The organism is Pseudomonas frederiksbergensis (assembly GCF_001874645.1).
GTDB classification, from domain to species: domain Bacteria; phylum Pseudomonadota; class Gammaproteobacteria; order Pseudomonadales; family Pseudomonadaceae; genus Aquipseudomonas; species Aquipseudomonas frederiksbergensis_B.
This window is the reverse complement of the sequence record NZ_CP017886.1, coordinates 1608703-1631252: the sequence shown is the minus strand read 5'-3', so window position 1 is coordinate 1631252 and position 22550 is coordinate 1608703. Positions and strand designations below refer to the sequence as shown.

At 59.2% G+C, this 22550-nt stretch carries 28 protein-coding genes; 20 read left to right on the top strand and 8 right to left on the bottom strand.

The genetic code is table 11. The features are described 5' to 3' along the window. The first annotated feature begins 37 nt into the window (after positions 1-37). From BLL42_RS08180 to recX, 15 genes are all read left to right on the top strand, one after another. A complete protein-coding gene (locus BLL42_RS08180) occupies positions 38-385 on the top strand; it encodes a phage tail tube protein (protein ID WP_071551601.1) in 348 nt (115 codons plus the stop codon). Beyond that, complete coding sequence (locus tag BLL42_RS08175) at positions 382-678, top strand: phage tail assembly protein (protein ID WP_071551600.1); 297 nt, start codon at positions 382-384, stop codon at positions 676-678. Before BLL42_RS08180 ends, BLL42_RS08175 begins: the two co-directional genes overlap by 4 nt. A 130-nt stretch (positions 679-808) precedes the next feature. Then, complete coding sequence (locus BLL42_RS08170; protein ID WP_071551599.1) at positions 809-2326, top strand: phage tail tape measure protein; 1518 nt, start codon at positions 809-811, stop codon at positions 2324-2326. Next, positions 2313-3551: a DNA circularization protein gene (locus BLL42_RS08165; protein ID WP_071551598.1), complete on the top strand. Its 1239-nt coding sequence runs from the start codon at positions 2313-2315 to the stop codon at positions 3549-3551. Before BLL42_RS08170 ends, BLL42_RS08165 begins: the two co-directional genes overlap by 14 nt. A gap of 3 nt (positions 3552-3554) precedes the next feature. Beyond that, positions 3555-4595, top strand: coding sequence for a phage baseplate assembly protein (locus BLL42_RS08160; RefSeq protein WP_071551597.1), 1041 nt, complete (start codon positions 3555-3557; stop codon positions 4593-4595). 146 nt (positions 4596-4741) lie between these two features. Beyond that, complete coding sequence (locus BLL42_RS08155; protein ID WP_071551596.1) at positions 4742-5251, top strand: phage baseplate assembly protein V; 510 nt, start codon at positions 4742-4744, stop codon at positions 5249-5251. Continuing rightward, positions 5251-5649: a phage GP46 family protein gene (locus tag BLL42_RS08150; RefSeq protein WP_071551595.1), complete on the top strand. Its 399-nt coding sequence runs from the start codon at positions 5251-5253 to the stop codon at positions 5647-5649. Before BLL42_RS08155 ends, BLL42_RS08150 begins: the two co-directional genes overlap by 1 nt. Next, complete coding sequence (locus BLL42_RS08145; protein ID WP_071551594.1) at positions 5639-6679, top strand: baseplate J/gp47 family protein; 1041 nt, start codon at positions 5639-5641, stop codon at positions 6677-6679. Before BLL42_RS08150 ends, BLL42_RS08145 begins: the two co-directional genes overlap by 11 nt. Next, positions 6667-7266: a YmfQ family protein gene (locus tag BLL42_RS08140; protein WP_071551593.1), complete on the top strand. Its 600-nt coding sequence runs from the start codon at positions 6667-6669 to the stop codon at positions 7264-7266. The genes BLL42_RS08145 and BLL42_RS08140 overlap by 13 nt, the downstream gene beginning before the upstream one ends. 11 nt (positions 7267-7277) lie before the next feature. After that, positions 7278-8426, top strand: a complete 1149-nt coding sequence (locus BLL42_RS08135; protein WP_129586939.1) for a phage tail protein — start codon at positions 7278-7280, stop codon at positions 8424-8426. 18 nt (positions 8427-8444) lie between these two features. Continuing rightward, positions 8445-9008, top strand: a complete 564-nt coding sequence (locus BLL42_RS08130; RefSeq protein WP_071551591.1) for a glycoside hydrolase family 19 protein — start codon at positions 8445-8447, stop codon at positions 9006-9008. Continuing rightward, positions 8990-9526, top strand: a complete 537-nt coding sequence (locus tag BLL42_RS08125; RefSeq protein WP_071551590.1) for a lysis system spanin subunit — start codon at positions 8990-8992, stop codon at positions 9524-9526. The genes BLL42_RS08130 and BLL42_RS08125 overlap by 19 nt, the downstream gene beginning before the upstream one ends. Positions 9527-9608: 82 nt before the next feature. Beyond that, positions 9609-10109: a CinA family protein gene (locus BLL42_RS08120; protein ID WP_071551589.1), complete on the top strand. Its 501-nt coding sequence runs from the start codon at positions 9609-9611 to the stop codon at positions 10107-10109. An 83-nt stretch (positions 10110-10192) separates the two neighbouring features. Next, entirely contained in the window at positions 10193-11245 is a 1053-nt protein-coding gene (gene recA, locus BLL42_RS08115; protein ID WP_054595966.1) for a recombinase RecA, read from the top strand. An 8-nt stretch (positions 11246-11253) separates the two neighbouring features. Beyond that, the gene (gene recX, locus BLL42_RS08110) at positions 11254-11721 is read left to right on the top strand and encodes a recombination regulator RecX (protein WP_071551588.1); all 468 of its coding nucleotides are present in this window, start codon (positions 11254-11256) and stop codon (positions 11719-11721) included. Positions 11722-11763: 42 nt separating this feature from the next. Here recX and BLL42_RS08105 read toward each other — a convergent pair whose 3' ends face one another. Next, positions 11764-12879 carry an LOG family protein gene (locus BLL42_RS08105; RefSeq protein WP_071551587.1) on the bottom strand — a complete coding sequence of 372 codons (1116 nt, stop codon included), beginning with the start codon at positions 12877-12879 and terminating at the stop codon, positions 11764-11766. A 505-nt stretch (positions 12880-13384) separates the two neighbouring features. On the opposite strand from BLL42_RS08105, the gene BLL42_RS08100 reads away from it, so the two are divergent. Beyond that, a complete protein-coding gene (locus BLL42_RS08100; protein WP_071551586.1) occupies positions 13385-13579 on the top strand; it encodes a hypothetical protein in 195 nt (64 codons plus the stop codon). Here the strand turns inward: BLL42_RS08100 and BLL42_RS08095 are convergent, their stop codons facing one another. Continuing rightward, positions 13580-14005 (bottom strand): PA3611 family quorum-sensing-regulated virulence factor, encoded by a 426-nt coding sequence (locus BLL42_RS08095; RefSeq protein WP_071551585.1) that lies wholly within the window; start codon positions 14003-14005, stop codon positions 13580-13582. It abuts the gene before it with no gap. Positions 14006-14194: 189 nt separating this feature from the next. Here BLL42_RS08095 and BLL42_RS08090 point away from each other — a divergent pair, with 189 nt between their 5' ends. The 3 genes from BLL42_RS08090 (at position 14195) to BLL42_RS08080 (ending at position 16266) form a co-directional block, all read left to right on the top strand. Beyond that, the gene (locus tag BLL42_RS08090) at positions 14195-14953 is read left to right on the top strand and encodes a tRNA-uridine aminocarboxypropyltransferase (protein WP_071551584.1); all 759 of its coding nucleotides are present in this window, start codon (positions 14195-14197) and stop codon (positions 14951-14953) included. Between the two features lie 224 nt (positions 14954-15177). Then, positions 15178-15828 (top strand): response regulator transcription factor ErdR, encoded by a 651-nt coding sequence (gene erdR / locus BLL42_RS08085; RefSeq protein WP_071551583.1) that lies wholly within the window; start codon positions 15178-15180, stop codon positions 15826-15828. A gap of 75 nt (positions 15829-15903) precedes the next feature. Further along, positions 15904-16266: a diacylglycerol kinase gene (locus tag BLL42_RS08080; RefSeq protein ID WP_071551582.1), complete on the top strand. Its 363-nt coding sequence runs from the start codon at positions 15904-15906 to the stop codon at positions 16264-16266. A 25-nt stretch (positions 16267-16291) separates the two neighbouring features. Here the strand turns inward: BLL42_RS08080 and BLL42_RS08075 are convergent, their stop codons facing one another. After that, on the bottom strand, positions 16292-17218 hold the full coding sequence (locus BLL42_RS08075) for a LysR family transcriptional regulator (protein WP_167368534.1): 927 nt from the start codon (positions 17216-17218) through the stop codon (positions 16292-16294). Positions 17219-17366: 148 nt separating this feature from the next. On the opposite strand from BLL42_RS08075, the gene fpr reads away from it, so the two are divergent. Continuing rightward, positions 17367-18146, top strand: a complete 780-nt coding sequence (gene fpr, locus BLL42_RS08070) for a ferredoxin-NADP reductase (protein WP_003189055.1) — start codon at positions 17367-17369, stop codon at positions 18144-18146. Between the two features lie 143 nt (positions 18147-18289). Here fpr and tsaA read toward each other — a convergent pair whose 3' ends face one another. The 5 genes from tsaA to rimO form a co-directional block, all read right to left on the bottom strand. Continuing rightward, positions 18290-18994: a tRNA (N6-threonylcarbamoyladenosine(37)-N6)-methyltransferase TrmO gene (gene tsaA, locus BLL42_RS08065; protein WP_071551580.1), complete on the bottom strand. Its 705-nt coding sequence runs from the start codon at positions 18992-18994 to the stop codon at positions 18290-18292. 2 nt (positions 18995-18996) lie between these two features. After that, positions 18997-19464 carry a YehS family protein gene (locus BLL42_RS08060; RefSeq protein ID WP_071551579.1) on the bottom strand — a complete coding sequence of 156 codons (468 nt, stop codon included), beginning with the start codon at positions 19462-19464 and terminating at the stop codon, positions 18997-18999. 67 nt (positions 19465-19531) lie between these two features. Continuing rightward, positions 19532-20242 carry an rRNA pseudouridine synthase gene (locus tag BLL42_RS08055; protein WP_071551578.1) on the bottom strand — a complete coding sequence of 237 codons (711 nt, stop codon included), beginning with the start codon at positions 20240-20242 and terminating at the stop codon, positions 19532-19534. 82 nt (positions 20243-20324) lie between these two features. After that, on the bottom strand, positions 20325-20798 hold the full coding sequence (locus tag BLL42_RS08050) for a GNAT family N-acetyltransferase (protein WP_071551577.1): 474 nt from the start codon (positions 20796-20798) through the stop codon (positions 20325-20327). 115 nt (positions 20799-20913) lie between these two features. Beyond that, positions 20914-22248 (bottom strand): 30S ribosomal protein S12 methylthiotransferase RimO, encoded by a 1335-nt coding sequence (rimO, locus tag BLL42_RS08045; RefSeq protein WP_071551576.1) that lies wholly within the window; start codon positions 22246-22248, stop codon positions 20914-20916. Between the last annotated feature and the right edge of the window lie 302 nt (positions 22249-22550).

The window sequence follows — 22550 nt, the reverse complement described above, 5'->3', positions numbered from 1 at the left end:
CACCTTGAGTGGGCTTTTTATTGAAGGGAGAAACACCATGGGTCAACTGATTGCGGGCACCTGCTACGTCAAAGTGGACGGCGCTCAACTGACCATCAACGGTGGCTGTGAAGCACCGCTGATGTCCACCAAACGCGAAACACTGGTGCCGGGTTTCTACAAGGAAACCGACATCACCCCATCGTTCAAAGTCACGGCGCTGCACACCCCGGACTTCCCGCTCAAGCAACTGGTCGCCGGTACCGACATGACCGTCACCTGCGAATTCAGCAACGGTAAAGTCTTTGTGCTGGCCGGTGCCTATCTGGTCGATGCCCCGATTTCCAAGGGCGATGACGCGTCCATCGCGTTGGTCTTCGAAGGCGTGAAGGGGACCTGGCAATGACTCAAGCCGTGAAGCTGCAAGTGGCCATTGAGGCCCACGGCGAGCCGCTGACCGAACTGACCCTGCGCCGTCCGACGGTGCAGGAGGTGCGGGCGATCAAGGCCCTGCCGTACAAGATCGACAAGAGCGAAGAAGTCAGCCTGGACATGGACGTCGCGGCCAAATACATCGCGGTTTGCGCCGGCATCCCGCCGTCGTCGGTCAACCAGCTGGACCTGGCTGACTTCAACGCGCTGAGCTGGGCCGTCGCGAGTTTTTTCATGAGTGCGGCATCGGCGCCATCACCGAGCTGATCGCTGCCGCCTATGACCTGGCCTGGTTCTGGAAGGTTGACCCTGAACAGATGATGGCCAGGCCACTGGACGTGCTCCGTGAATCACTGGAGCACGCGCAACGGATCAATGCGATGCAGCAGGTGCAGTGATGGCAGAGACAGAAAAGATTGAGAAAAAAGCGGTCTTGCTGACAGGCATCGATGAACTTTCACCCAAGCTCAAGGACCTTCGGGCGAAAGTCGATGGCTTCAAAACCAACCTTGAACAGGCCGGCATGGGCAAGCTGGACATCAGCGGCTTGTTCAAGGGCGGCAGCGTGGTCACGCCCTTCGTTGAAGGTATCAAATCGGCCGCAGCGTTCCAGGGCAAATTGGCCGAGGTCAGCGAGTCGGCAAAGAGCGTTGATGTACCCAGCGTGCCCAGCAGTGCTGCACAAAACCTGAACGTTTTCAGCGCTTCGATGGACAAGGTGTCGGTCGCGGTTGACGCGGCATTGCTGCCGGCGGTCAGCGCTGTAGTGGTCGGTCTGGAGCCGTTGCTCAACGGCGTCGGGACGTTGCTCAACGACAACCCGGAACTGGTCCAGGGAATTGCTGCGGGTGCTGTCGCGTTCTCGGCGATTCAATCGGCGGTGACGGGTGCTTCACAAGCGCTTGATCTGATGAGCACGGTGCTCAAGACCAGTCCGCTGATGCTGATTGCCATGGGCATTGCGTTGGTGGCCGGGGTGATCGTTGCGAACTGGAAGCCGATCTCGGCGTTTTTCGCCGGGCTCTGGCAAGAGATTGCGCCGGTGGTCATGCCGATGGTCGAGTTCTTCAAGACGATGTTCGCCTTCACGCCATTGGGGCTGATCATCAACAACTGGGGGCCGATCAGTCAGGTATTCGCCGCGCTCTGGGACGTGATCAAAGCGGCGGCTTCGTTGCTGTTCGATGCGTTCAAGGTGATCTTCAGTTGGACGCCACTGGGGATGATCGTCAATAACTGGCAACCGCTGGTTGGATTGTTTTCAGCCATCTGGGATTTGCTTCGGGCATTGTCCGTGCCCGTGATCGACTTCTTGAAAGGCCTGTTTGACTGGTCGCCGATGGCTCTGGTCAGTGCGGCGTGGGAACCATTGAGTGGATTCTTCTCTGGCTTGTGGGACTCGCTGACCAACGTCACGGCACCGGTCAGGGAACTGTTCAAAACGCTGTTCGATTGGTCTCCGATGGAGATGATTACCGCGAACTGGACGCCGATCATCGCGTGGTTCAGTGGGCTGTGGGAAAAACTCAAGGCGATAATCGAGCCGATCAAGGACATGTTCGGCGGTAGTTTCAGTGGCTTCATTGCGAAGATCACCGGCAAGGTCGAAGGCTTGACCGAGGCGCAACAGAAAACCAACGCCGAGGGCAAAGGTGAACTGGCGCCAGCTTTTTTCGGTGCCAGTAACGATCAACCGTTGCTGTCGAGCGATTTGCCTAAAGGCTCCAACGCCCTGGTGCAACAAAGCGCCGCCAACAACCGCGCGCAACTGGAGGGCGGCCTGACGGTGCGCTTTGAAAATGCACCGCCCGGCATGCGCACCGATCAACCACAGACTAACCAACCTGGCCTGGCCCTGACGTCGCAGATCGGCTATCGCTCACTTTCTCTAGGAGGTTCCAATGAGTTGGCGTGATCGTTTGTTGCCGGCGTCTTTTCGTGGCGTCGGATTCTGGGTCGATCAGGCGAAAACCCCGGTCGGCCAGAAAGGTCAGCTGCATGAGTATCCCCAGCGTGGCCAGCCGTTCTTCGAGGGCCTTGGCCAACAGGCGAAGATTCACGACCTGACGGCCTTTATCGTCGGGCCGGATTGCCTGGAGCAGCGTGACACACTGCTCAAGGCGCTGGAGGAGGGCGCGGGTGAACTGGTTCACCCGTGGCTGGGGCGGATGCAGGTCAAGGTCGGCGAATGCGAAATGACTCAGACCCGTCAGGACGGCGGGCTGGTGACGTTCACCCTGAAGTTCTACCCCGATCAGCCGCTGCAGTTCCCCACCGCTCAGGTCAACACTCGCGAGCAATTGCTGGTGTCGGCTGACAGCTTGTTGGGGTCGATGGTGCGACGCTTCGAGGATGCCATGAGCCTCATCAAGGCGGCGCGGATCGGCATCAAAGAACTGCGCGATAGCCTCAAAGACGTCTACGAGGTCATCGCGCACGAGTTCAAGGCGTTGATCGAGACCTATAAGGAACTCAGTTTGCTGGTCAAGGCCATCAAGGAACTGCCCCGTGAAGTGAGCGCGGAGTTCAAGGGGTTGCTCGGCGACATCAAGGAACTCGGGGACTTCGCTCGTGAGGGTTACCGTGGCGTTCTCGCCAGTGCCTCACAGCAGGTCGAAGCGCTGAAAAAGATCGATGCACCCAAGCTCACCACCGGCAAGGACACGGTGGCGGCGGCTCAGGCTTTGGCCAATCTGGTGCAGGACGCGTTGTTGGTGAAGCTCGGCTATCAGGTGGCGCAGATGCCGGTGGCCACCCCGGTGGTCAAATTGAACGCCACGCCGTCCCTGGCGCAGCAAGCGGTGCAACCGGTGCGGCGAGTGGACGTGCCGGTGGCCGACGATGTGCTGACCTTGCGTGACGCGCTCAACGAAGCGATCTGGCAAGCCGCCCTCAAGGCTGACGCTGTGCACTATCAAACGCTCAATGCATTGCGCCAGCAACTGTTTGGGCATCTGACGGCAGTGGCATCGTCCGGTGTGCGGCTGATCACCCTGTTTCCCAATCAGAGCATGCCGGCACTGGTGCTCACCTATAAATACCTGGGGGATGCCACGCGGGTGGGTGAAGTAACGCAACGCAACGGTGTGATTCACTTTGGATTCCTGCCCCCGGGCGGCCTGCAAATCGCCCGGGAGTAAACCATGACCGACCTTGCAAACGCTGTCAGCCTGACTGTTGACGGTCTGGATTATGGCGGCTGGAAAAGCGTTGAAATCAGTGCGGACCTGGAGCGTCAGTTCCGCACCTTCACACTCAACATCACCTGGCAATGGCCAGGGCAAACGCTGGCGGTTCCGATCAAACCCGGTTCGCGTTGCCAAGTGCGGATCGGTTGCGATCTGGTACTCACGGGGCACGTCTACAAGGCGCCGATCAGTTACGACGGCAAGCAGATCAGCCTGAGTATCGAGGGCAGTTCGCTGACCCAGGACCTGGTGGATTGCGCGGCGATCAACCGTCCGAGCCAATGGCTGGAGCAAAGCGTGCTGAGCATCGTCCAGGCCCTGGCATCGCCTTATGGCGTGGGGGTGGTCAGCGAGATTCCACAAACCGCCAAGCTGAGCAAACACAGCATTGTCCCGGGTGAAACGGTGTTTCAGTCCATCGACCGCTTGCTGACCCTGTACCGGGTGTTCTCCACCGACGATGCCGAAGGCCGTGTGCTGTTGGCGAAACCGGGCAGCGGCGGGCGGGCCAGTGATGTGCTGGAACTGGGCAAGAACATCCTCTCGGCCACTGCACCGATGGATTTCAGCCAGGTGTTTTCCGAATACCGGGTGATTGGCCAGCACAAGGGCAGCGACACCAAAAGCGGTAGTGCGGTGAGCGAGGTGTCGGGTGTGGCGACCGATGCCACGACCCCGCGCAAACGGGTCACGGTGATCAGCGAAAGCGCGCAACTGACGACGGAGCTGGCGCAGCAACGCGCCGACTGGGAAAGCGCCACCCGCACCGGCAAGGCATTGACGACGACCTACCGTGTGCAAGGCTGGCGACAATCCAACGGCGACTTGTGGCGGCACAACACGCGGGTAAAGGTGATCGACAAGGTGCTGGGTTTTGATCAGGACATGCTGATCTCGAAGGTCACTTACTCGCTCTCTGAACAGGGCTCCATCACCACCCTGCAAGTGGCGCCGCCGCATACCTTCGACGCCAACCCGGTGCCACCCAAGAGCTGATTTCGGTCGGCCCTCCAAAAGATCGCAGCCTCCGGCAGCTCCTACAGATAAACGACCTACCTCCGTAGGAGCTGCCGAAGGTTCGGGCCGCGTTCGGACGATCTTGGACACCTCGGGGCACCCTTTTCGTATCCAAGGAAAACCCAATGAGCCTACTGACACGCCTCTTGGCGCGCGGCACTGTCGTGCTCGCCAATTCGGCTACCAAGCTGCAATCGCTGCAAATGCGTCTGACTGCCGGTGAAGTGAATGACGACATGGAGCACTTCGAACCCTACGGTTTCACCAGCAACCCGCTGGCCGGCGCCGAAGGTATTGCGACCTTTCTCGGCGGGGATCGCTCTCACGCCGTGGTACTGGTGGTCGCCGATCGCCGCTATCGCCTCAAGGCGCTGGCACCCGGTGAAGTGGCGATCTACACCGACGAAGGTGACAAGGTCCACTTCAAGCGCGGACGGATCATCGACATCGAAACCACCACGCTGAACATCCGCGCCAGCGCTGCCGTCAACATCGACACGCCGACCCTGACCCAGACCGGCAAGATCGTCTCTCAGGGCGATCAGATCGCCGGCGGTATCAGCCAGATCAAACACGTGCACCCGGGCGTCCAGCCGGGCAACGGCCAGACCGCAGCACCGGCAGGAGGTCAATGATGTTTATCCGTCGTGACCTCAAAGCCGCCCTGACCCGTTCGGTGCTGATCAGCCTCTTCACCTGGCGCCGCGCCGCCGCCGATGACTTCCTCGGTGACGACGAACGCTTCGGCTGGTGGGGCGACAGTTTCCCCACGGTGGCCGACGACCGTATCGGCTCGCGACTGTGGTTGCTGCGTCGGGTCAAGCTGACCCGGCAGACCCAGGTCGACGCCGAATTTTATGCCCGCGAAGCCCTGCAATGGCTGATCGACGACGGCCATTGCAGCGCTATCGAGATCCTCAGCGAGCGCCTCGACGACCAGCGCTTGAACCTGCGCACGGTATTGACCCTGGCCGACGGTGAGCGTCTGGACATCAACCCTGAACACAGTTGGCAGGTGACCTATGCCGTTTGAAACGCCTTCGCTGCCGGTGCTGATCAAACGCACCCAAAGCGACCTGGCCAGCGATTCGCTGCGCCAGTCCGATGCGCAAGTTCTGGCCCGAACCCTCGGCGGCGCCGCCTTTGGCCTGTATGGCTATCTGGACTGGATCGCCGAGCAGATTCTGCCGGACAAAGCCGATGAAGCCACTTTGGAACGCATCGCCGCGCTACGCCTCAACCAACCGCGTAAAGCGGCACAATCAGCCCGCGGATCTGTCAGCTTTACCGCCACGGCTGGCGCGGTGCTGGATATCGACACCCTGCTGCAATCGAGCGATGGTCGCACTTACAAAGTGACTGCCGCGAGCACCACCAGCAATGGCCTCAACAGCACCACCATCGCCGCGCTGGACGCCGGATCTCTCGGCAATGCCGACGCCGGCATGACGCTGATCCCGGTGCAACCGATCCAGGGTATTGGCGGAGTCTTCACCGTGTTGGCGCCGGGACTGACCGGAGGTGTTGCTCGTGAAAGTGTCGAGTCGCTGCGCTCGCGGGTGATTCGCTCGTACCGCATCATCCCTCACGGTGGCTCGGCGCAAGACTATGAAACCTGGGCGCTGGAGTGCCCGGGGATCACCCGCGCCTGGTGTCGCGGCAGCTATTTGGGGCCGGGCACGGTCGGTTTATTCGTTATGCGTGACGACGACCCGCAACCGGTCCCGGACGCGACACAGCTGGCGTTGGTCCAGGCGTACATTGAGCCTTTGCGCCCGGTCACTGCCGAGTTGCATGTGCTGGCGCCGGTGCAATTGCCGGTGACCTACCGTCTGCGCCTGACCCCCGACACCAGCGCCGTGCGCGCCGCCGTCGAAGCGCAGTTGCGCGACTTGCACAACCGCGAGGCCGGGCTCGGTGACACTTTGCTGCTGACCCACATCGCCGAAGCCATCAGCAGCGCCACTGGTGAAAGCGATCACAAACTGGTCGCGCCAGCCGCCGACGTTACGGCCGGGAGCAATCAGCTGCTGACGTTCGGAGGTTGCGTATGGCTGCAATAAGAACCGCCGCGCAATACCAGGCCCAACTGCGCAGCCTGCTGCCCAGCGGCCCGGCCTGGGATCCCGAGCGAGTGCCGGAGCTGGAACGCGTCCTGGAAGATGTCTCTCAGGAACTGGCTCGCCTCGACGCCCGCGCCGCCGACCTGCTCAACGAAATGGACCCGGCCGGCGTCAGCGAACTGGTGCCGGACTGGGAGCGGGTGATGAATCTGCCCGACCCGTGCCTGGGCTTGAACCCACTGTTCGACGACCGCCGCCTCGCCGTACGTAGGCGATTGCTCGCGGTTGGTGCTCAGACCGCGGTGTACTTCGTTGAAATCGCCCGCAGCCAGGGGTATCCGAATGCCACTGTCACGCAATCGCGAGCACCACGCATGGGGCGCTCAAGGTTTGGATCGGCGCACTTCGGTACATGGCAGGCTCAGTTCATGTGGACGCTCAATACCGGCGGCCGCCTCCTGCTGGGTCGCCGCTTCGGCGCCAGCTACTGGGGCGAGCGCTTTGGCATGAACCCAGGGTCCGCCCTGGAGTGCCTGATACACCGCAGTGCACCTGCTCATACGCAGGTGCAAATCAATTATGACTAGGGGATAGAAGAGTGGATTACCCAAAGAGTGTGCCCAGCGTAGGGCTGGTAAATGGAAAGTTTGTCGACGAGAACCCGCTGAATGGTACCCCGGGGTCACTGATACCTGCCGCGTGGGGGAACTCGGTTACAGAAGAGTTACTGGCTGTGATCAAAGGCGCGGGGGTTGTTCCTGACGAAGTCGAGCTCGGGCAATTGCTGCTGGCTGTACGCAAAATCAATCAGGCGGGATTGGTTGATTATGCATTGGACACTGGCAAGGCCGATGCCTATGCCGCCAATTATGCACCGGTGCTCATCAATCTGGTCGACGGCCTGGTGTTGCGCTTCAAAGCGTTGCACGCCAATACCGGAGCGAGCACCTTTTCGCCTAACGGGCTGGCTGCCAAACCCATCGTCGGTACTGACCATAACGCCGTCCAGGAAGGAGAGATCACTGCCGCAGGCGATGTTTGGGTGCAATGGAACAGCTCGATTGCGGAGGGGGCCTGGGTGATGGTCGCCAGCACCGGAATGATCAAGCAGACCGGCAGTGATATTGGTGACATCAAAACCGTAGCGACTGCAGAACCGTCAAAAGGCTGGCTGAAATGCAACGGTGAAATCGTTTCTCGCACGCAATATGCCGCGCTTTTCGCGGCCATCGGTACGCGTTTTGGCGCAGGTAATGGAAGTACGACCTTTGCCCTGCCGGATCTGCGCGGTGAATTTGTACGTGGCTGGGACGATGGCCGCGGAGTCGATGCAGCACGGGAATTGGGCAGCGCGCAAGGCGGACAAAACGCCTCGCACACCCATGCGGCCTCGACTGCCGGCGCGGGTACACATACCCATGGCGCCTCGACAGGAGGCGCAGGCACCCACACCCACACCGGCATCACTAACAATTCCGGGGATCACCAGCATGGCGTTTATGCCAATGGTAACAACACGTCTTATGGTCGTCAGGGCACCGGCAGTGGGCCGGGCGACTATAACGCGGTGACTGCAGCAGGGGGCAACCACGGCCATAGCCTGGCGATCAATGCTGTGGGTGACCACGCCCACACCGTCGCGGTAGCTGCCGTTGGCGATCACGCTCACACCGTTACCGTGGCAGCGGTCGGCGGCAATGAATCGCGTCCTCGCAACGTCGCGTTGCTGTACGTAATCAAATACTAGGCAGCAGGACATTGGTTTATGCCTCTAACAGAACAGCAACTGCTCAACATCATGCCGAACGCCCGCCCTCAAGCGGGCGTTTTCGCTTCTGCTCTCAACACCGCCATGACCCACCACAACATCAATACCCCCAAACGCATCGCCGCGTTCCTTGCGCAAGTCGGCCATGAGTCGGGGCAGTTGCGTTACGTGCGTGAGTTAGGCAACGACCAGTACCTCAGCAAATACGATACCGGCGCGCTGGCCATTCGCTTGGGCAACACGCCTGAAGCTGACGGTGATGGGCAGCTTTACCGGGGGCGAGGACTGATCCAGATCACCGGGCGCGACAACTATCGTCGATGCAGCCTCGCGCTGTTTGGCGATGAGCGTTTGCTGTCCTTGCCTGAGTTGCTTGAGCAGCCGCAGTGGGCGGCCGAATCGGCGGCCTGGTTCTGGGAGCTGAACGGCTTGAACGAACTGGCCGATCGTGGGCAGTTCAACAGCATCACCCGCCGGATCAACGGTGGGTTGAATGGGCTGGAAGAACGTTTGCAGCTCTGGGCGCGGGCGAGGGCGGTGTTATGCCAGCCTTCGGTCTGATGCCGATTTCTTACCGGGCAATTGGCGTCGCTGTACTGTTGGCCATTGTGGCTGGCGGTGCCGCGGCACTGTCCTGGCACATTCAGGATTGGCGTTACGGCCGGCAGTTGGCGGATCTCGCCAAAACCCAGGCTGAGGCGCTGAACCAACTGACCCTGGCGGCGGCGAATCAACAGCGCGCCGAACAGGACAAGCGCCTGGCTCTGGAGCAGCGTCTTCAAGCCAGCGATCAAACCTATTCAAAGGCCTTGAGCGATGCACAACGTGATCAAGGTCGCCTGCGCGACCGTCTTGCCACTGCTGATTTGCGCCTGTCAGTCCTTGTCGACCCCAGTGATGCCGACGCCGGTTCTGGTGTGTCAGCCGCCTCCGGAGCCGGCGGCATGGTTCATGGAACCGTACGAGCCCGACTTGAGCCAGCGCATGCTCAACGAATTATCGGCATCACCGACGCAGGCGACCGCGGACTGATTGCCTTGCAGGCCTGTCAGGCCTATGTCAGAGCGCTCGCTCGCTAACATTTTGATCTAGCCTGCGTCTTGCAAGCGTGATTCGCTCGTGTACGGTAGAGCGCATGCCCGCCTGATCAAGGAGAGAGTCGTGAACGAAATTACCCAGCTTGCCGCGGAACTAGGCCGGCGTTTACAGGTTCTCAATGCCCACGTCAGCACGGCTGAGTCTTGCACGGGTGGCGGGATCGCCGAAGCGATCACCCGGATTGCCGGCAGCTCGGCGTGGTTCGAGGCCGGCTATGTCACCTATTCCAATCGCCAGAAGACCCAGCAACTGAATGTGCCCGCCGAGTTGTTCACTGAGGTCGGGGCGGTCAGCCGTGAAGTGGTCGAAGCCATGGTACGTGGCGCCCAGCACAAGAGTCGCGCGCGTTTTGCCGTGGCGGTCAGCGGTATTGCGGGGCCGGACGGCGGTACGCCGAACAAACCGGTGGGCACCGTGTGGCTGGCCTGGGGTGTCGCAGATGCAGTGTATTCGGAGTACCGACACTTCCCCGGCAACCGCGATGAAGTCCGCCGACAAACGGTGAAGGCCGCGCTAGAGGGGTTGCTGCAGTATGCCGCCGGAGAAATCTCAAATCAGGGGTAGGCGATCCCGAAACGCTGTGGAATAATACTGGCTACTTATACAGGTGTTGGCCGTCAGGCCTTATTGATTACGTGAGGACTTTAATGGACGACAACAAGAAGAAAGCCTTGGCTGCGGCCCTGGGTCAGATCGAACGTCAATTCGGCAAGGGTGCCGTAATGCGTATGGGCGATCAGGACCGTCAGGCGATCCCGGCTATTTCCACTGGCTCTCTGGGTCTGGACATCGCACTCGGCATTGGCGGTCTGCCAAAAGGCCGTATCGTTGAAATCTACGGTCCTGAATCCTCCGGTAAAACCACGCTGACACTGTCCGTGATCGCCCAGGCTCAAAAAGCCGGCGCGACCTGCGCATTCGTCGACGCCGAGCACGCCCTGGACCCGGAATACGCCGGCAAACTGGGCGTCAATGTCGACGACCTGCTGGTTTCCCAGCCTGATACCGGCGAGCAAGCCCTGGAAATCACCGACATGCTGGTGCGTTCCAACGCGGTTGACGTGATTATCGTCGACTCCGTGGCGGCCCTGGTACCGAAGGCTGAAATCGAAGGCGAAATGGGTGACATGCACGTCGGCCTGCAAGCCCGTCTGATGTCCCAGGCGCTGCGTAAAATTACCGGTAACATCAAGAACGCCAACTGCCTGGTCATCTTCATCAACCAGATCCGGATGAAAATCGGTGTGATGTTCGGCAGCCCGGAAACCACCACCGGTGGTAATGCGCTGAAGTTCTACGCTTCGGTTCGTCTGGACATCCGCCGCACCGGCGCGGTGAAAGAAGGCGACGAAGTGGTCGGCAGCGAAACCCGCGTCAAAGTCGTCAAGAACAAGGTGGCTTCGCCGTTCCGTCAGGCCGAGTTCCAGATTCTTTACGGCAAGGGCATCTACCTCAATGGTGAGATGATCGACCTCGGCGTACTGCACGGCTTCGTTGAAAAATCCGGTGCCTGGTATGCCTACAACGGCAGCAAGATCGGTCAGGGCAAGGCCAACTCGGCCAAGTTCCTGCAGGACAACCCGGACATCGCTGCCACCCTTGAGAAGCAGATTCGCGACAAGCTGCTGACGCCGACTCCAGACGTCAAAGCTTCGCCGGTCAAAGAGACCGCCGATGATCTGGCTGATGCTGATATCTGATTGATCCGATGACCGCCGTACTCGATACCCTCGTCGCGGTGCGGCGAACCGCAATGGACCTGCTCGCGCGACGCGAGCACGGTCGAGTCGAGCTGACGCGTAAACTGCGTCAGCGCGGTGCTTCTGATGAAATGATCGACACAGCACTCGACCGTCTGACGGAAGAGGGGCTGCTGTCCGAATCCCGCTACCTTGAAAGCTTCGTTTCCTACCGTGCCCGTTCCGGTTATGGCCCTTTGCGCATCCGCGAAGAGTTGAGCCAGCGCGGCTTGCAACGTGCCGATATCGAACTCGCCCTGCGTGAGAGCGGAATCAGCTGGCAAGAAAACCTGGAAGACACCTGGCGACGCAAGTTTGCCGGGCATTTGCCGATAGACGCCCGTGAGCGCGCCAAGCAAGGGCGCTTTCTTGCCTATCGGGGATATTCCATGGAAATGATTGGCCGCTTGTTCAGCGGCCGAGGATTGGATGACTGACTGAAGAGGCCTGACTATTGAAATAGTCGGGCCTTTTTTTGATCAAGTGACCTTGACCGGTTCCCGTTTGCGCTGTGATGCGGGCTGGGCCGTGGCCCAGTTTTCCGGCAGGTTGATGTAGTCGACCAACTCACGCAGGCGTCCGTGATCACGGGCGTTGAAGGTGAAGGACAGTCGCGCCAGATGACTGAACTGAGCCTCGTCGTGCTCCTCGCCACTGTAAGCATGTTGATGAAAGTGATCGCTTAGGCACAGGTCGGCAAAGGCCTCCTGCATATGCTCAAGCGCTTGGTCGTTGAGTGGGTGATTCATGCGAATCACGAACTGACGTTTCAGCCAACGGCTGGAGTGGTAGTTGCTGTAGAACTGATTGATCTCCGACACGGCCTCATCGACGTTGTACACCAGACGAATCAGCTTCAGGTCGCTCGACAGGATGTAACGGTTGGCCTCCAGTTGATTGCGGATGAAGTCCAGCACACTTTCCCAGAAACTGCCACCGGGAGCATCCAGCAACACCACGGGAACCAGTGGGCTTTTACCGGTCTGGATCAGGGTCAGTACTTCCAGGGCTTCGTCCAGGGTGCCGAAACCGCCTGGACAGAGCACCAGTGCATCGGCTTCTTTGACGAAGAACAGTTTGCGGGTAAAGAAAAAGTGGAAGGGCAGCAGGTTGGCTGTGCCGCCGACGGTCGGATTCGCATGCTGCTCGAAGGGCAGGGTGATATTGAATCCAAGGCTGTGATCCCGGCCTGCACCTTCGTGGGCGGCGGCCATGATGCCGCCACCGGCACCGGTGATGACCATCAGGTTCGATTGAGCGAGTTTTTCGCCCAGTTCCCGGGCCAGGGCGTACAGCGGATGTTCGACCGGTGTACGAGCGGAGCCGAAAACGGTGACTTTGCGCCGTCCCTTGAACTGCTCCAGCACGCGGAAGGCGTGCTCCAGTTCGCGCAGGGCTTGCAGGGTGATCTTGGCGTTCCAGCGATTGTGGTCTTCTTGCGCCATGCGCAAGACCGTCAACATCATGTCGCGATAAATCGGAATATTCGGGCTATTGGGTGAAACCAGGTTGAGTTGCTCTTCGATCTTGCTGGTGAGATCGACGCCGATGCTTTGAAAATGACGCACCAGAAGGTCATTTGGTTGGTAAGGCATTCAACTTCTCCTTCTACACAGAACCTTCGGCCCGAACGAGAAATTCGCCTGAGCCGCGACACTGCTTGTGTCGCTGTCAGCCCGCAAAGAGGGCTGGGCACTACACCCGACTCGACAGCACCGTGAAGCGTTGAAGTAGCGGTCGAGTCATCCAGACGGGTTCTGTTTATCCCTTGGATGAAAGAAACGTTCGCACGACAAGACTCTGAATGGGCAGCCCCTTTTCTGCCTTGAATATTGAACACGAATACACTGAATCTAGACGCTCGCTGTGAGTTGTGCTGACTTGATCATGGTCCTCGAAAGTCTTTGCTGGCAATCACTTATTACGGGTTTGCAATCGCCTTTCACCGCCCGTCAGAACCTCTGCCGGATGTCCATGGCTCTGATTTACTAAGTGACAGGCACAACAAGACAGCATTGCGTCCAAGGCAAGGCGCAACGCTTCAGGAGCTGTGGGGAATCATCGCGCAATGACTGGCGATCAAATGCAAGGAGGCAGGCAATGAGCCTGATGATTCTGGAGGTCGATACGCAACTGTATCGATTGCTGCAGTCGGCGGCCGCGCGCAATCACGTGAGCCTCGAAGAGGAATGTCGTCGACGCCTGGAAGGTACAGAACAACGCTCGCCTTATTTGCAGGCGCTGGTGGCAGAGCTGCGCGCCGAAGATGAGCAACGACGCGCGGGCTCGCAGTGATTACTTTTTCTTTTGCGCAGTCTGCGCAGGGCAATCCGATTCCTGGTAGCTGGCCGAGCCTACGGGGCGATTGGTTTTGTTTTCCGAGAAGTCGTAACGCATGATCGCGCCCTTGGCCATCAGCTTGCGATAGTTCGCGTTGCGGCAAACGCTGGCGCCCAGTTGCAGATAAACGGCTTTCGGATTGGCACGCATTTCGTCGGCATAACCGGATTGCACGCTGATGTGGTCGATCAGTTGTTTGCCTTCAACCGTATAGCCTTGGTCGAGCAGGTTCTCATTGATTTCCCGAGGCAGGCCGACGTTACTTTCCGCAGCAACCTTCTCCAGCATCTTGCCCAGATTCAAGTCATTCAGGGAGGCTGCTTGAGCGCTGAAAGGCAGGGCCAGCAGAAGGGCAGCGGTGGGGACGATAAGGCGCAGCATGAAACTCTCCTGGTTCAGTGACTGGTGCTTCGACCAGCCACATGGCGGTGCGTTCAGTGGCGGCGGATTATAGGCGAGCGGGGGTAGGCGGTACAGGCTTGGGCTGGCTGCTCTGGTAAACTGCCGTGACTTTCTGCCCTGCCGAGTGTGTTTCGTGTCGATTTTCCTTCCCCGCCGGCGTTGCCAGCGATGAGTCATGCAGTTTCGCGTTTCGCCATGAACGCTGTAGCCCGCCTGCGCGATGAGCGCGAAGAAGAGAGCACCAAGCCTTTTCTGGCCCGCGGTTCACGGGCACCTCGTTGCCACACATGCCGTGTGATCGAGAGTCACTGTCTATGCAGCTGGCGCCCTCAGGTCGAATCGCGGGCCGGCGTTTGCCTGATCATGACCAGGAAGGAAGTGTTCAAACCGAGCAATACCGGCTGGCTGATCGCTGACGTGGTGAGGGATAACTTTGCCTTCATCTGGTCGCGTACCGATGTCGATCCTGAACTGATCAAGCTTCTATCTGACCCGCAGTGGCAGCCTTACCTGGTCTTTCCCGGCGAATACGTTGCGCCCGAACGGGTGACTCATACCGTTGAGGCGACTGGCGAGAAGCGCCCACTGTTCATCCTGCTGGATGCAACCTGGACCGAGGCGAGAAAGATTTTTCGCAAAAGCCCTTATTTCGACGGGTTTCCGATTCTGAGCCTGCTCCCCGAAAAGCTCTCACGATACCGCTTGCGAAGGTCGACCCGCAGCGAACACCTGTGCACCGCGGAAGTGGCTGCCTTGTGCCTGGATCTGGCGGGGGATGTAGATGCTGCATCGGCACTGGATGCCTATTTCGATGTGTTCAGCCAGCATTACCTTGATGCCAAACATCAGCTGGAATTGAATGTCTCGACCCCGGCCCATACAGAGTTGTTGCCATTCGTTGAACACACAGCGCCGGTCATGCCCTGAGAGTCGCCCATACTGAGTTAACCACGGGTTTGCGGCTTGACCACCCAGGCTTCGCTGGGCATCCTTGGCGCCGATTGGGGTGCGGCCGAAGATTGAAACGCTGGTTTTATGGGCTCTTGGCGTTGAACGTGCCCTGTTGGTGCCGCTGTCTGGTGGTGCCTCGAGTTGCCTTGGCGAGGCCTGAATGCATCAGGTCAGCCATAAAAAACAGGATCATTTGAAAAATGGCCACATACGAAATCCTGATTGCCGATGACCACCCACTCTTTCGTAGCGCGCTGCACCAGGCCGTGACCCTGGGCCTTGGCCCCGAGGTTCGTCTGGTGGAAGTGGCGAGCATTGCCGAGCTGGAAGCCCGTCTGACCGAAAAGGCTGACTGGGATCTGGTGCTGCTGGACCTGAACATGCCGGGCGCGTACGGGTTTTCCGGGCTGGTGCTGTTGCGCGGTCAATACCCGCAGATCCCGGTGGTGATGGTTTCGGCTCAGGAAGAAGCCTCGATCATGGTGCGTTCCCGTGAGTTCGGGGCCAGTGGTTTCATTCCAAAATCCAGTTCATTGGAAGTGATTCAACAAGCCGTGCGCTCTGTGCTGGATGGCGATGTCTTTTGGCCACCGCAGGCATTTGAAGCAGTCAGCGTTTCGGACGAGGCCAAGGCTGCCAGCGAAGGCTTGGCCAGTCTGACGCCACAGCAGTTCCGTGTATTGACCATGGTCTGCGAAGGTCTGCTGAACAAGCAGATTGCCTACGAATTGAGTGTGTCGGAGGCGACGATCAAGGCGCACGTGACGGCGATATTCCGCAAGTTGGGTGTGCGTACCCGGACTCAGGCGGCGTTGCTATTGCAACAACTTGAGTCGATTTCGAGCCACTAAAGGCTCTTTCATTCACGCTTTTTTAACTTCTGTTGATCTAGCTTTTCTACTCCTTCTGGTTCAGTTGCCTACTCTATGTCGCCTTTCAAAGGTCAAACCGGTCTCAAGCGCATTCTCAATGCGGGTGGTTATTCTCTTGACGGTCTGCGTGCAGCCTTCATCGGCGAAGCCGCATTCCGTCAACTGGTTCTGCTCAATGTCATCCTGATTCCGGTAGCGTTTGTGCTGAACGTCAGCCACGTCGAGCGTGCCTTGCTGATTGCCGTCTGTATGCTGGCGCTGATTGTCGAGTTGCTCAATTCGGCCGTGGAAGCGGCAATTGACCGGATTTCCCTTGAGCGGCACCCGCTGTCGAAAAATGCCAAGGACATGGGCAGCGCTGCTCAGTTAGTGGCCTTGAGCATGATCGCGATGGTGTGGACAGTCATTCTGATCTAATACCCGGGAAGTTTTCGTACGGGCCCTAGGCAATCGTCGGCAAAACGATCTCGTCGCTGCGCTGAACCCCTGCGGTGAAAGCGCGGCACAGTTCGAGAAACTCTCGCATGGCCGACGTCTGATATTTCTGCTTGTGCCAGATGAAATAGAACTGCCGCGCCAGATCCAGATCCGGCGTTTCCACCGCCACCAGACTGCCGCGTCGGAACGCGTCGCGCAGCGCCAGCCGCGAAATACAACCAATCCCAAGACCAGACTCCACCGCGCGTTTGATCGCTTCGGTGTGTTCCAGCTCAAGCCGGATGTTCAGTGTGCTACGGTGATGACGCATGGCCTGGTCAAAAGTCAGGCGCGTGCCGGAGCCCTGTTCGCGAAGGATCCATGCCTCGTGGGCCAGTGCTTCCATTGTCGCCTGACCACGGGCGGCCAGCGGGTGTTGCGGGGCGCAAAACACCACCAGCTCATCCTCGACCCAGCTTTGTACCTCGATGTCCGGGTGGCTGCAGTCGCCTTCGATCAGACCTAGATCAATTTCATAGTGGGCGACTTGTTGCACGATGTTGGCGGTGTTCTGCACGTGCAGCTTCACCTGGCTTTCCGGATGGCGCTGCATGAAGCTGCCGATCAGCAAAGTCGCCAGGTAGTTGCCGATGGTGAGGGTGGCGCCGACCGCCAGCGAGCCGAAACCGGACTTGCCGTTGAGCAGGTCTTCGATTTCTTTGGCCTGGTCCAGCAGTGCCACCGCCTGCGGCAATAGCTGCTTGCCCATGGCGTTGAGGCTCAGCCGCTTGCCTGCGCGGTCGAACAATTGGCAGCTGGATTGGCGCTCAAGTTCGGTGATCGAGGTGCTGGCCGCCGACTGCGAAAGGTTGAGCAGACCTGCAGCACGGGACACACTCTCTTGCTGAGCGACGGCGACGAAGACTTGAAGTTGACGTAGAGTAAATCGCATATCTATATAACCGATAACCCTTATCTTAATAATCCATTTAACAGATATTGTCGCTGCCATTAGAATGCTATGCAATCGCGCTCAGCAGCTCATTTTTGCGGAGCAGGCGCAGAGCATGCGCAGACAAATTTCCAGGAGTCCCCCGTACATGAGCAACATGAACCACGAGCGTGTCCTCAGTGTTCATCACTGGAACGACACTCTGTTCAGCTTCAAGTGCACCCGCGATCCGGGCCTGCGCTTCGAGAACGGCCAGTTCGTGATGATCGGCCTGCAACAGCCCAACGGCCGCCCGCTTATGCGCGCTTACTCGATTGCCAGCCCGAACTGGGAAGAGCATCTTGAGTTTTTCAGCATCAAGGTTCCCGATGGTCCGCTGACTTCCCAGTTGCAACATCTGAAGGAAGGCGACGAGATCATTATCAGCAAAAAACCGACCGGCACCCTGGTGCTGGACGATTTGAAGCCTGGCAAGCATTTGTACCTGCTCAGCACCGGCACCGGTCTGGCGCCGTTCATGAGCGTCATCCAGGATCCGGAAACCTACGAGCGTTTCGAAAAAGTGATCCTGTGCCACGGCGTACGTTACGTCAACGAAGTCGCTTACCGCGAGTTCATCACCGAGCACCTGCCGCAGAACGAATTCTTCGGCGAGGCCCTGCGTGACAAGTTGATCTACTACCCGACCGTGACTCGCGAGCCGTTCGAAAACGAAGGTCGTCTGACCGACCTGATGCGCAGCGGCAAACTGTTCAGCGACATCGGCTTGCCGCCGATCAATCCAGAAGACGACCGCGCCATGCTCTGCGGCAGCCCGAGCATGCTCGACGAAACCAGCGAAGTGCTCAACAGCTTCGGCCTGAAAGTTTCGCCGCGTATGCGTGAGCCGGGTGACTACCTGATCGAGCGTGCGTTCGTCGAGAAGTAAACAGACGCCTCATTGAAAAGCCCGCGTTGCCTTCCCAGGCAACGCGGGTTTTTTTATTGGCGCCGTTTCTGTAGGAGCTGGCGAAGCCTGCGATCTTTTTGCTGGCGGGAAGAAGATCAAAAGATCGCAGCCTACGGCAGCTCCTACAATTTGGGTGCGACCGGGATGACTTCCAGGACGCGGATCAGCCCGGCCTCGGGGTAATGCCAGCGTACGTCCAGGTCCCAGAACTGTGCGCCGTACTCGCGTTCGGGTGCAGGCGTCTGGTAGGCCGGGCGTGGGTCTTGCGCCAGGCATTGCTCGATCAGCTCGACCAAGGGCTCTTCAAGGCGCTGAGCATGCGTACGAGCCTGTTGCAATGCGGCATCCACCCACTGCACTGGAATCAACTGCGGCGCGGCGCTGGCGATCTCGTTGGACGCGCCCGGGATGATGTCGGCGTAGGGCACGTAGGGTTTGATGTCGAGAATCGGCGTACCGTCCAGCAGGTCGATGCCGGAGATCCATAGGCGATTGGCTTCAACCTTGTCCAGCTTGACCACCGATTGGCCAATGCCATTGGGCCGATGGGTCGCACGCGTGGCGAACACGCCCATGGACTTGTTACCGCCCAAGCGCGGCGGGCGGACCTTGAGTCGCGGTTTGTCTTCCAGCGCCTGATGAAACAGGAACAGCAGCCAGACATGGCTGACCTGCTCCAGGCCTTGCACCGCATCGCCTTGATCGAACGGCGCCACCAGTTCCAGAATGCCGCGAGCGGCCGGGGCCAGTTGCGGCTGACGCGGAATGGCGAACTTCTCCTTGAAGCAGGAGCGCACGAAGCCGATGGGGGAAACGCTGTAGGTCATCGTCAGCCGCGAACGCGCAGGGTCAGGCCCTTGAGGAAGTTGCGCAGCAACTGGTCGCCGCATGGGCGGTAGTTGGTGTGGCCGAACTTGCGAAACAGCGCGCTCAGCTCCGGCTTGGAGACCGGGAACTCGGCAGCCTTGAGAATCGCGTGCATGTCGTCTTCTTTCAGTTCGAAGGCCACGCGCAGTTTTTTCAGGATGATGTTGTTGGTGACCGGCAGCTCGATCGGCTGCGGCGGACGGCTTTCATCCTTGCCACGCTTGAAAATCACCAGGCCATCAAGGAAGTGGGCCATGACTTCGTCCGGGCAGCGTACGAAGCCTTCCTCATCTTCTTCTTTCTTGTCGAGGTACGTCACCAGATCTTCCAGGGTGACGTCCATTCCGCCGAGCTTGATGAGCTCGATGACTTTCTTGTCACTGATGTCGAGCATGTAGCGCACGCTGCGCAGTACGTCGTTATGAATCATGTGTGCAGTCCTGATCATTCAGCTATGGGCGTTGCCGGTACCGGCGACGCCGAAATGTGTGGCCGCCTTAGAATTTCTCTTTGGCAGACAGATAGCGCCATTGGCCCACCGGCACTTTGCCGATGGAAACACCGCCGATACGGATGCGGCGGATGGCGACGACCTTGAGGCCGACAGCCTGGCAGAGCTGGGCGATGATGCCCGGTTGCGGGTTTTTCATCGCGAAGCGCAGGCGATTTTCGTTTTGCCAGCTGGCTTTGACCGCTGGCAGTTCCTTGCCCTTGTAGGACAGGCCGTGGGTCAGGCGATTGAGCCCGTGAGCGACCATGTCGCCTTCGACCTCGACCACATACTCTTGCTCGATCTTGCTGGCATCGGCCGTGAGCTTGCGCAGAATCTTCCAGTCCTGGGTGAACACCAGCAGTCCGCTGGCATTGGCTTGCAGATCGGCGCTGGCGGTCAGGCGCAGGAAGTGGCCTTTGAGCGGGCGTTTGCTGAAGCGGTGTTCTTCGCTCAGGGTCTCGGGGCCGATCAGTTGCAGGGCGGTGTCGGCATCCATGCCCGCGGGTGCGTGCAGCAGGATGGTCACTGGTTCCGGCGCGGTGGCCTTGGCTTCGGGGTCGAGTTCGACTTTCTGGGTGTCGACCTTGAACTGCGGCTCATCGATGACTTCGCCGTCCACGGTGACCCAGCCGCCCTCAATGAACAGCTCAGCCTCCCGACGGGAACAGCCGACGAGCTCGATGAGGCGTTTGGAGAGACGAATCGGGTCAGTCATGACAGGGGCCGTTACAAAAGGGGGGAGGCATTGTACCTGCCTCGCGCCGGTTAATCGCGGGTCCTTTTGTCTCGTGTGGCTTTTAACCGCGCCGAGCCTGTTGATTGGCCTGCTTCAAGCGCATGTGCAGCAGCGGATACGGCTGGCCCATGCCATCGACTTCCGAGCGTCCGATGACTTCAAAACCTTGCTTGAAATAAAACCCCAAGGCTTGCGGGTTTTGCTCGTTGACGTCCAGTTCATCGGCGTTCAGGTGCTCGAGCGCGTAGCGCAGCAGCTGTTTGCCCAGACCCTCGCCACGGTGTTCGGGGGCGATAAAGAGCATTTCGACCTTGCCTGCCGCAACGCCGGCGAACCCGGTGATGTGCCGGCGTCGGTCGCGGGTGCAGATCAGCATGACGGCATCCAGATAGCGGGTGAGCACCAGATTCTTCAGCAGTTCGATGTAACTGTCCGGTAAAAAGTCATGCGTGGCGCGTACCGACGCCTCCCAGACCCGGGTCAGTTCTTCGTAGTCGCTGTGTTTCGGTGTGTGGATGACCGAATGATGGCGCATGCCCGCCTGCCCCTTGTGCCGTGAGTGAGGTTAAATCCTCTTGCTGAACAATACGATAGACGTAAAAAAGCCCCGCATCTCGTGAAGAGAGCAGGGCTTTTCATATTTTTTGCGTTTAGATCTGTTCAGCCCACAGGTCGTATTCGTCGGCGTCGGTCACTTTGCACCAGACCTTGTCGCCCGGCTTGAGGTTGCTGCCGTTGTCGATAAACACGTTGCCGTCGATTTCCGGGGCATCGAAGAAGCAACGGCCGACCGCGCCTTGCTCGTCGACTTCATCGACCAGCACTTCGATTTCACGGCCGATGCGCATTTGCAGGCGCGCCGAGCTGATGGCCTGCTGGTGCGCCATGAAGCGATCCCAACGGTCTTGCTTGACGTCATCCGCAACGATCTCCAGATCCAGATCGTTGGCGGGTGCGCCTTCAACCGGCGAGTACTGGAAGCAGCCGACGCGATCGAGCTGGGCTTCGGTCAGCCAGTTCAGCAGGTACTGGAAGTCTTCTTCGGTTTCGCCCGGGAAGCCGACAATGAAGGTCGAACGGATGATCAGGTCCGGGCAGATCTCGCGCCAGTTCTTGATGCGCGCCAGGGTCTTGTCTTCGAACGCCGGGCGTTTCATCGCCTTGAGTACTTTCGGGCTGGCGTGCTGGAACGGGATGTCCAGGTACGGCAGGATTTTCCCGGCGGCCATCAGCGGGATCAGCTCGTCGACGTGCGGATACGGGTAAACGTAGTGCAGGCGAACCCAGACGCCGAGCGTGCTGAGCGCTTCGCAGAGTTCGGTCATGCGGGTTTTCACCGGCGCGCCGTTCCAGAAACCGGTGCGGTACTTGACGTCAACGCCGTAGGCGCTGGTGTCCTGGGAAATCACCAGCAGCTCTTTGACGCCGGATTTGACCAGGCGCTGGGCTTCGTCGAGCACATCGCCGACCGGACGGCTGACCAGCTTGCCGCGCATCGACGGGATGATGCAGAAGCTGCAGCTGTGGTTGCAGCCTTCGGAAATTTTCAGGTAGGCGTAGTGGCGCGGAGTCAGCTTGATGCCTTGCGGCGGCACCAGGTCGATCAGCGGGTTGTGGTCCTTGCGCGGTGGCACGACGTCGTGCACCGCGTTGACCACTTGCTCGTACTGCTGCGGACCGGTGACGGCCAGCACGCTTGGGTGTACGTTGCGAATGTTGCCTTCTTCGACGCCCATGCAGCCGGTGACGATGACCTTGCCGTTTTCCTTGATGGCTTCGCCGATCACTTCCAGGGATTCGGCCTTGGCCGAGTCGATGAAGCCGCAGGTGTTGACCACCACGACATCGGCGTCCTGATACGTGGACACGACGTCATAGCCTTCCATGCGCAGTTGGGTAAGGATGCGCTCGGAGTCGACCAGTGCTTTCGGGCAACCCAGGGATACGAAACCAACTTTAGGGTTGGCCGGCGTTGTGGTGGACATGTCTAACCTCGGTGTTTTGTGACGCCTCCAGCCGAAAACGGCAAGGCGACAGATGGGCGCTTGACGCGCCTCTGATCAAAAAGTGCGCAATTCTAGCGATGGCCAGCGCACTTGACCAGCATTATGCAGGGAAATACGACGAGTGCTGCGCTATGCTTCGCGCCGTTACACCCAGGCGTATTTTTTCAGTCAACAAATCGTCTGTATCAATAAGTAAAACGGTGCATGCTGCATGGCAGTCTGCGCAGGTTGCAAAGCGTAGGCGCTTGCTAGGCGCTGTGCTTTTTATATGAAGCCCCGGT

Excerpts from the sequence above, each read along its gene's own strand:
- BLL42_RS08180 (WP_071551601.1), top strand. The coding sequence starts at position 38 with ATGGGTCAACTGATTGCGGGCACCTGCTACGTCAAAGTGGACGGCGCT.
- BLL42_RS08175 (WP_071551600.1), top strand. The coding sequence starts at position 382 with ATGACTCAAGCCGTGAAGCTGCAAGTGGCCATTGAGGCCCACGGCGAG.
- BLL42_RS08170 (WP_071551599.1), top strand. The coding sequence starts at position 809 with ATGGCAGAGACAGAAAAGATTGAGAAAAAAGCGGTCTTGCTGACAGGC.
- BLL42_RS08165 (WP_071551598.1), top strand. The coding sequence starts at position 2,313 with ATGAGTTGGCGTGATCGTTTGTTGCCGGCGTCTTTTCGTGGCGTCGGA.
- BLL42_RS08160 (WP_071551597.1), top strand. The coding sequence starts at position 3,555 with ATGACCGACCTTGCAAACGCTGTCAGCCTGACTGTTGACGGTCTGGAT.
- BLL42_RS08155 (WP_071551596.1), top strand. The coding sequence starts at position 4,742 with ATGAGCCTACTGACACGCCTCTTGGCGCGCGGCACTGTCGTGCTCGCC.
- BLL42_RS08150 (WP_071551595.1), top strand. The coding sequence starts at position 5,251 with ATGTTTATCCGTCGTGACCTCAAAGCCGCCCTGACCCGTTCGGTGCTG.
- BLL42_RS08145 (WP_071551594.1), top strand. The coding sequence starts at position 5,639 with ATGCCGTTTGAAACGCCTTCGCTGCCGGTGCTGATCAAACGCACCCAA.
- BLL42_RS08140 (WP_071551593.1), top strand. The coding sequence starts at position 6,667 with ATGGCTGCAATAAGAACCGCCGCGCAATACCAGGCCCAACTGCGCAGC.
- BLL42_RS08130 (WP_071551591.1), top strand. The coding sequence starts at position 8,445 with ATGCCTCTAACAGAACAGCAACTGCTCAACATCATGCCGAACGCCCGC.
- BLL42_RS08125 (WP_071551590.1), top strand. The coding sequence starts at position 8,990 with ATGCCAGCCTTCGGTCTGATGCCGATTTCTTACCGGGCAATTGGCGTC.
- recA (WP_054595966.1), top strand. The coding sequence starts at position 10,193 with ATGGACGACAACAAGAAGAAAGCCTTGGCTGCGGCCCTGGGTCAGATC.
- recX (WP_071551588.1), top strand. The coding sequence starts at position 11,254 with ATGACCGCCGTACTCGATACCCTCGTCGCGGTGCGGCGAACCGCAATG.
- BLL42_RS08105 (WP_071551587.1), bottom strand. The coding sequence starts at position 12,879 with ATGCCTTACCAACCAAATGACCTTCTGGTGCGTCATTTTCAAAGCATC.
- BLL42_RS08100 (WP_071551586.1), top strand. The coding sequence starts at position 13,385 with ATGAGCCTGATGATTCTGGAGGTCGATACGCAACTGTATCGATTGCTG.
- BLL42_RS08095 (WP_071551585.1), bottom strand. The coding sequence starts at position 14,005 with ATGCTGCGCCTTATCGTCCCCACCGCTGCCCTTCTGCTGGCCCTGCCT.
- BLL42_RS08090 (WP_071551584.1), top strand. The coding sequence starts at position 14,195 with ATGAGTCATGCAGTTTCGCGTTTCGCCATGAACGCTGTAGCCCGCCTG.
- erdR (WP_071551583.1), top strand. The coding sequence starts at position 15,178 with ATGGCCACATACGAAATCCTGATTGCCGATGACCACCCACTCTTTCGT.
- BLL42_RS08080 (WP_071551582.1), top strand. The coding sequence starts at position 15,904 with ATGTCGCCTTTCAAAGGTCAAACCGGTCTCAAGCGCATTCTCAATGCG.
- BLL42_RS08075 (WP_167368534.1), bottom strand. The coding sequence starts at position 17,218 with ATGCGATTTACTCTACGTCAACTTCAAGTCTTCGTCGCCGTCGCTCAG.
- fpr (WP_003189055.1), top strand. The coding sequence starts at position 17,367 with ATGAGCAACATGAACCACGAGCGTGTCCTCAGTGTTCATCACTGGAAC.
- tsaA (WP_071551580.1), bottom strand. The coding sequence starts at position 18,994 with ATGACCTACAGCGTTTCCCCCATCGGCTTCGTGCGCTCCTGCTTCAAG.
- BLL42_RS08060 (WP_071551579.1), bottom strand. The coding sequence starts at position 19,464 with ATGATTCATAACGACGTACTGCGCAGCGTGCGCTACATGCTCGACATC.
- BLL42_RS08055 (WP_071551578.1), bottom strand. The coding sequence starts at position 20,242 with ATGACTGACCCGATTCGTCTCTCCAAACGCCTCATCGAGCTCGTCGGC.
- BLL42_RS08050 (WP_071551577.1), bottom strand. The coding sequence starts at position 20,798 with ATGCGCCATCATTCGGTCATCCACACACCGAAACACAGCGACTACGAA.
- rimO (WP_071551576.1), bottom strand. The coding sequence starts at position 22,248 with ATGTCCACCACAACGCCGGCCAACCCTAAAGTTGGTTTCGTATCCCTG.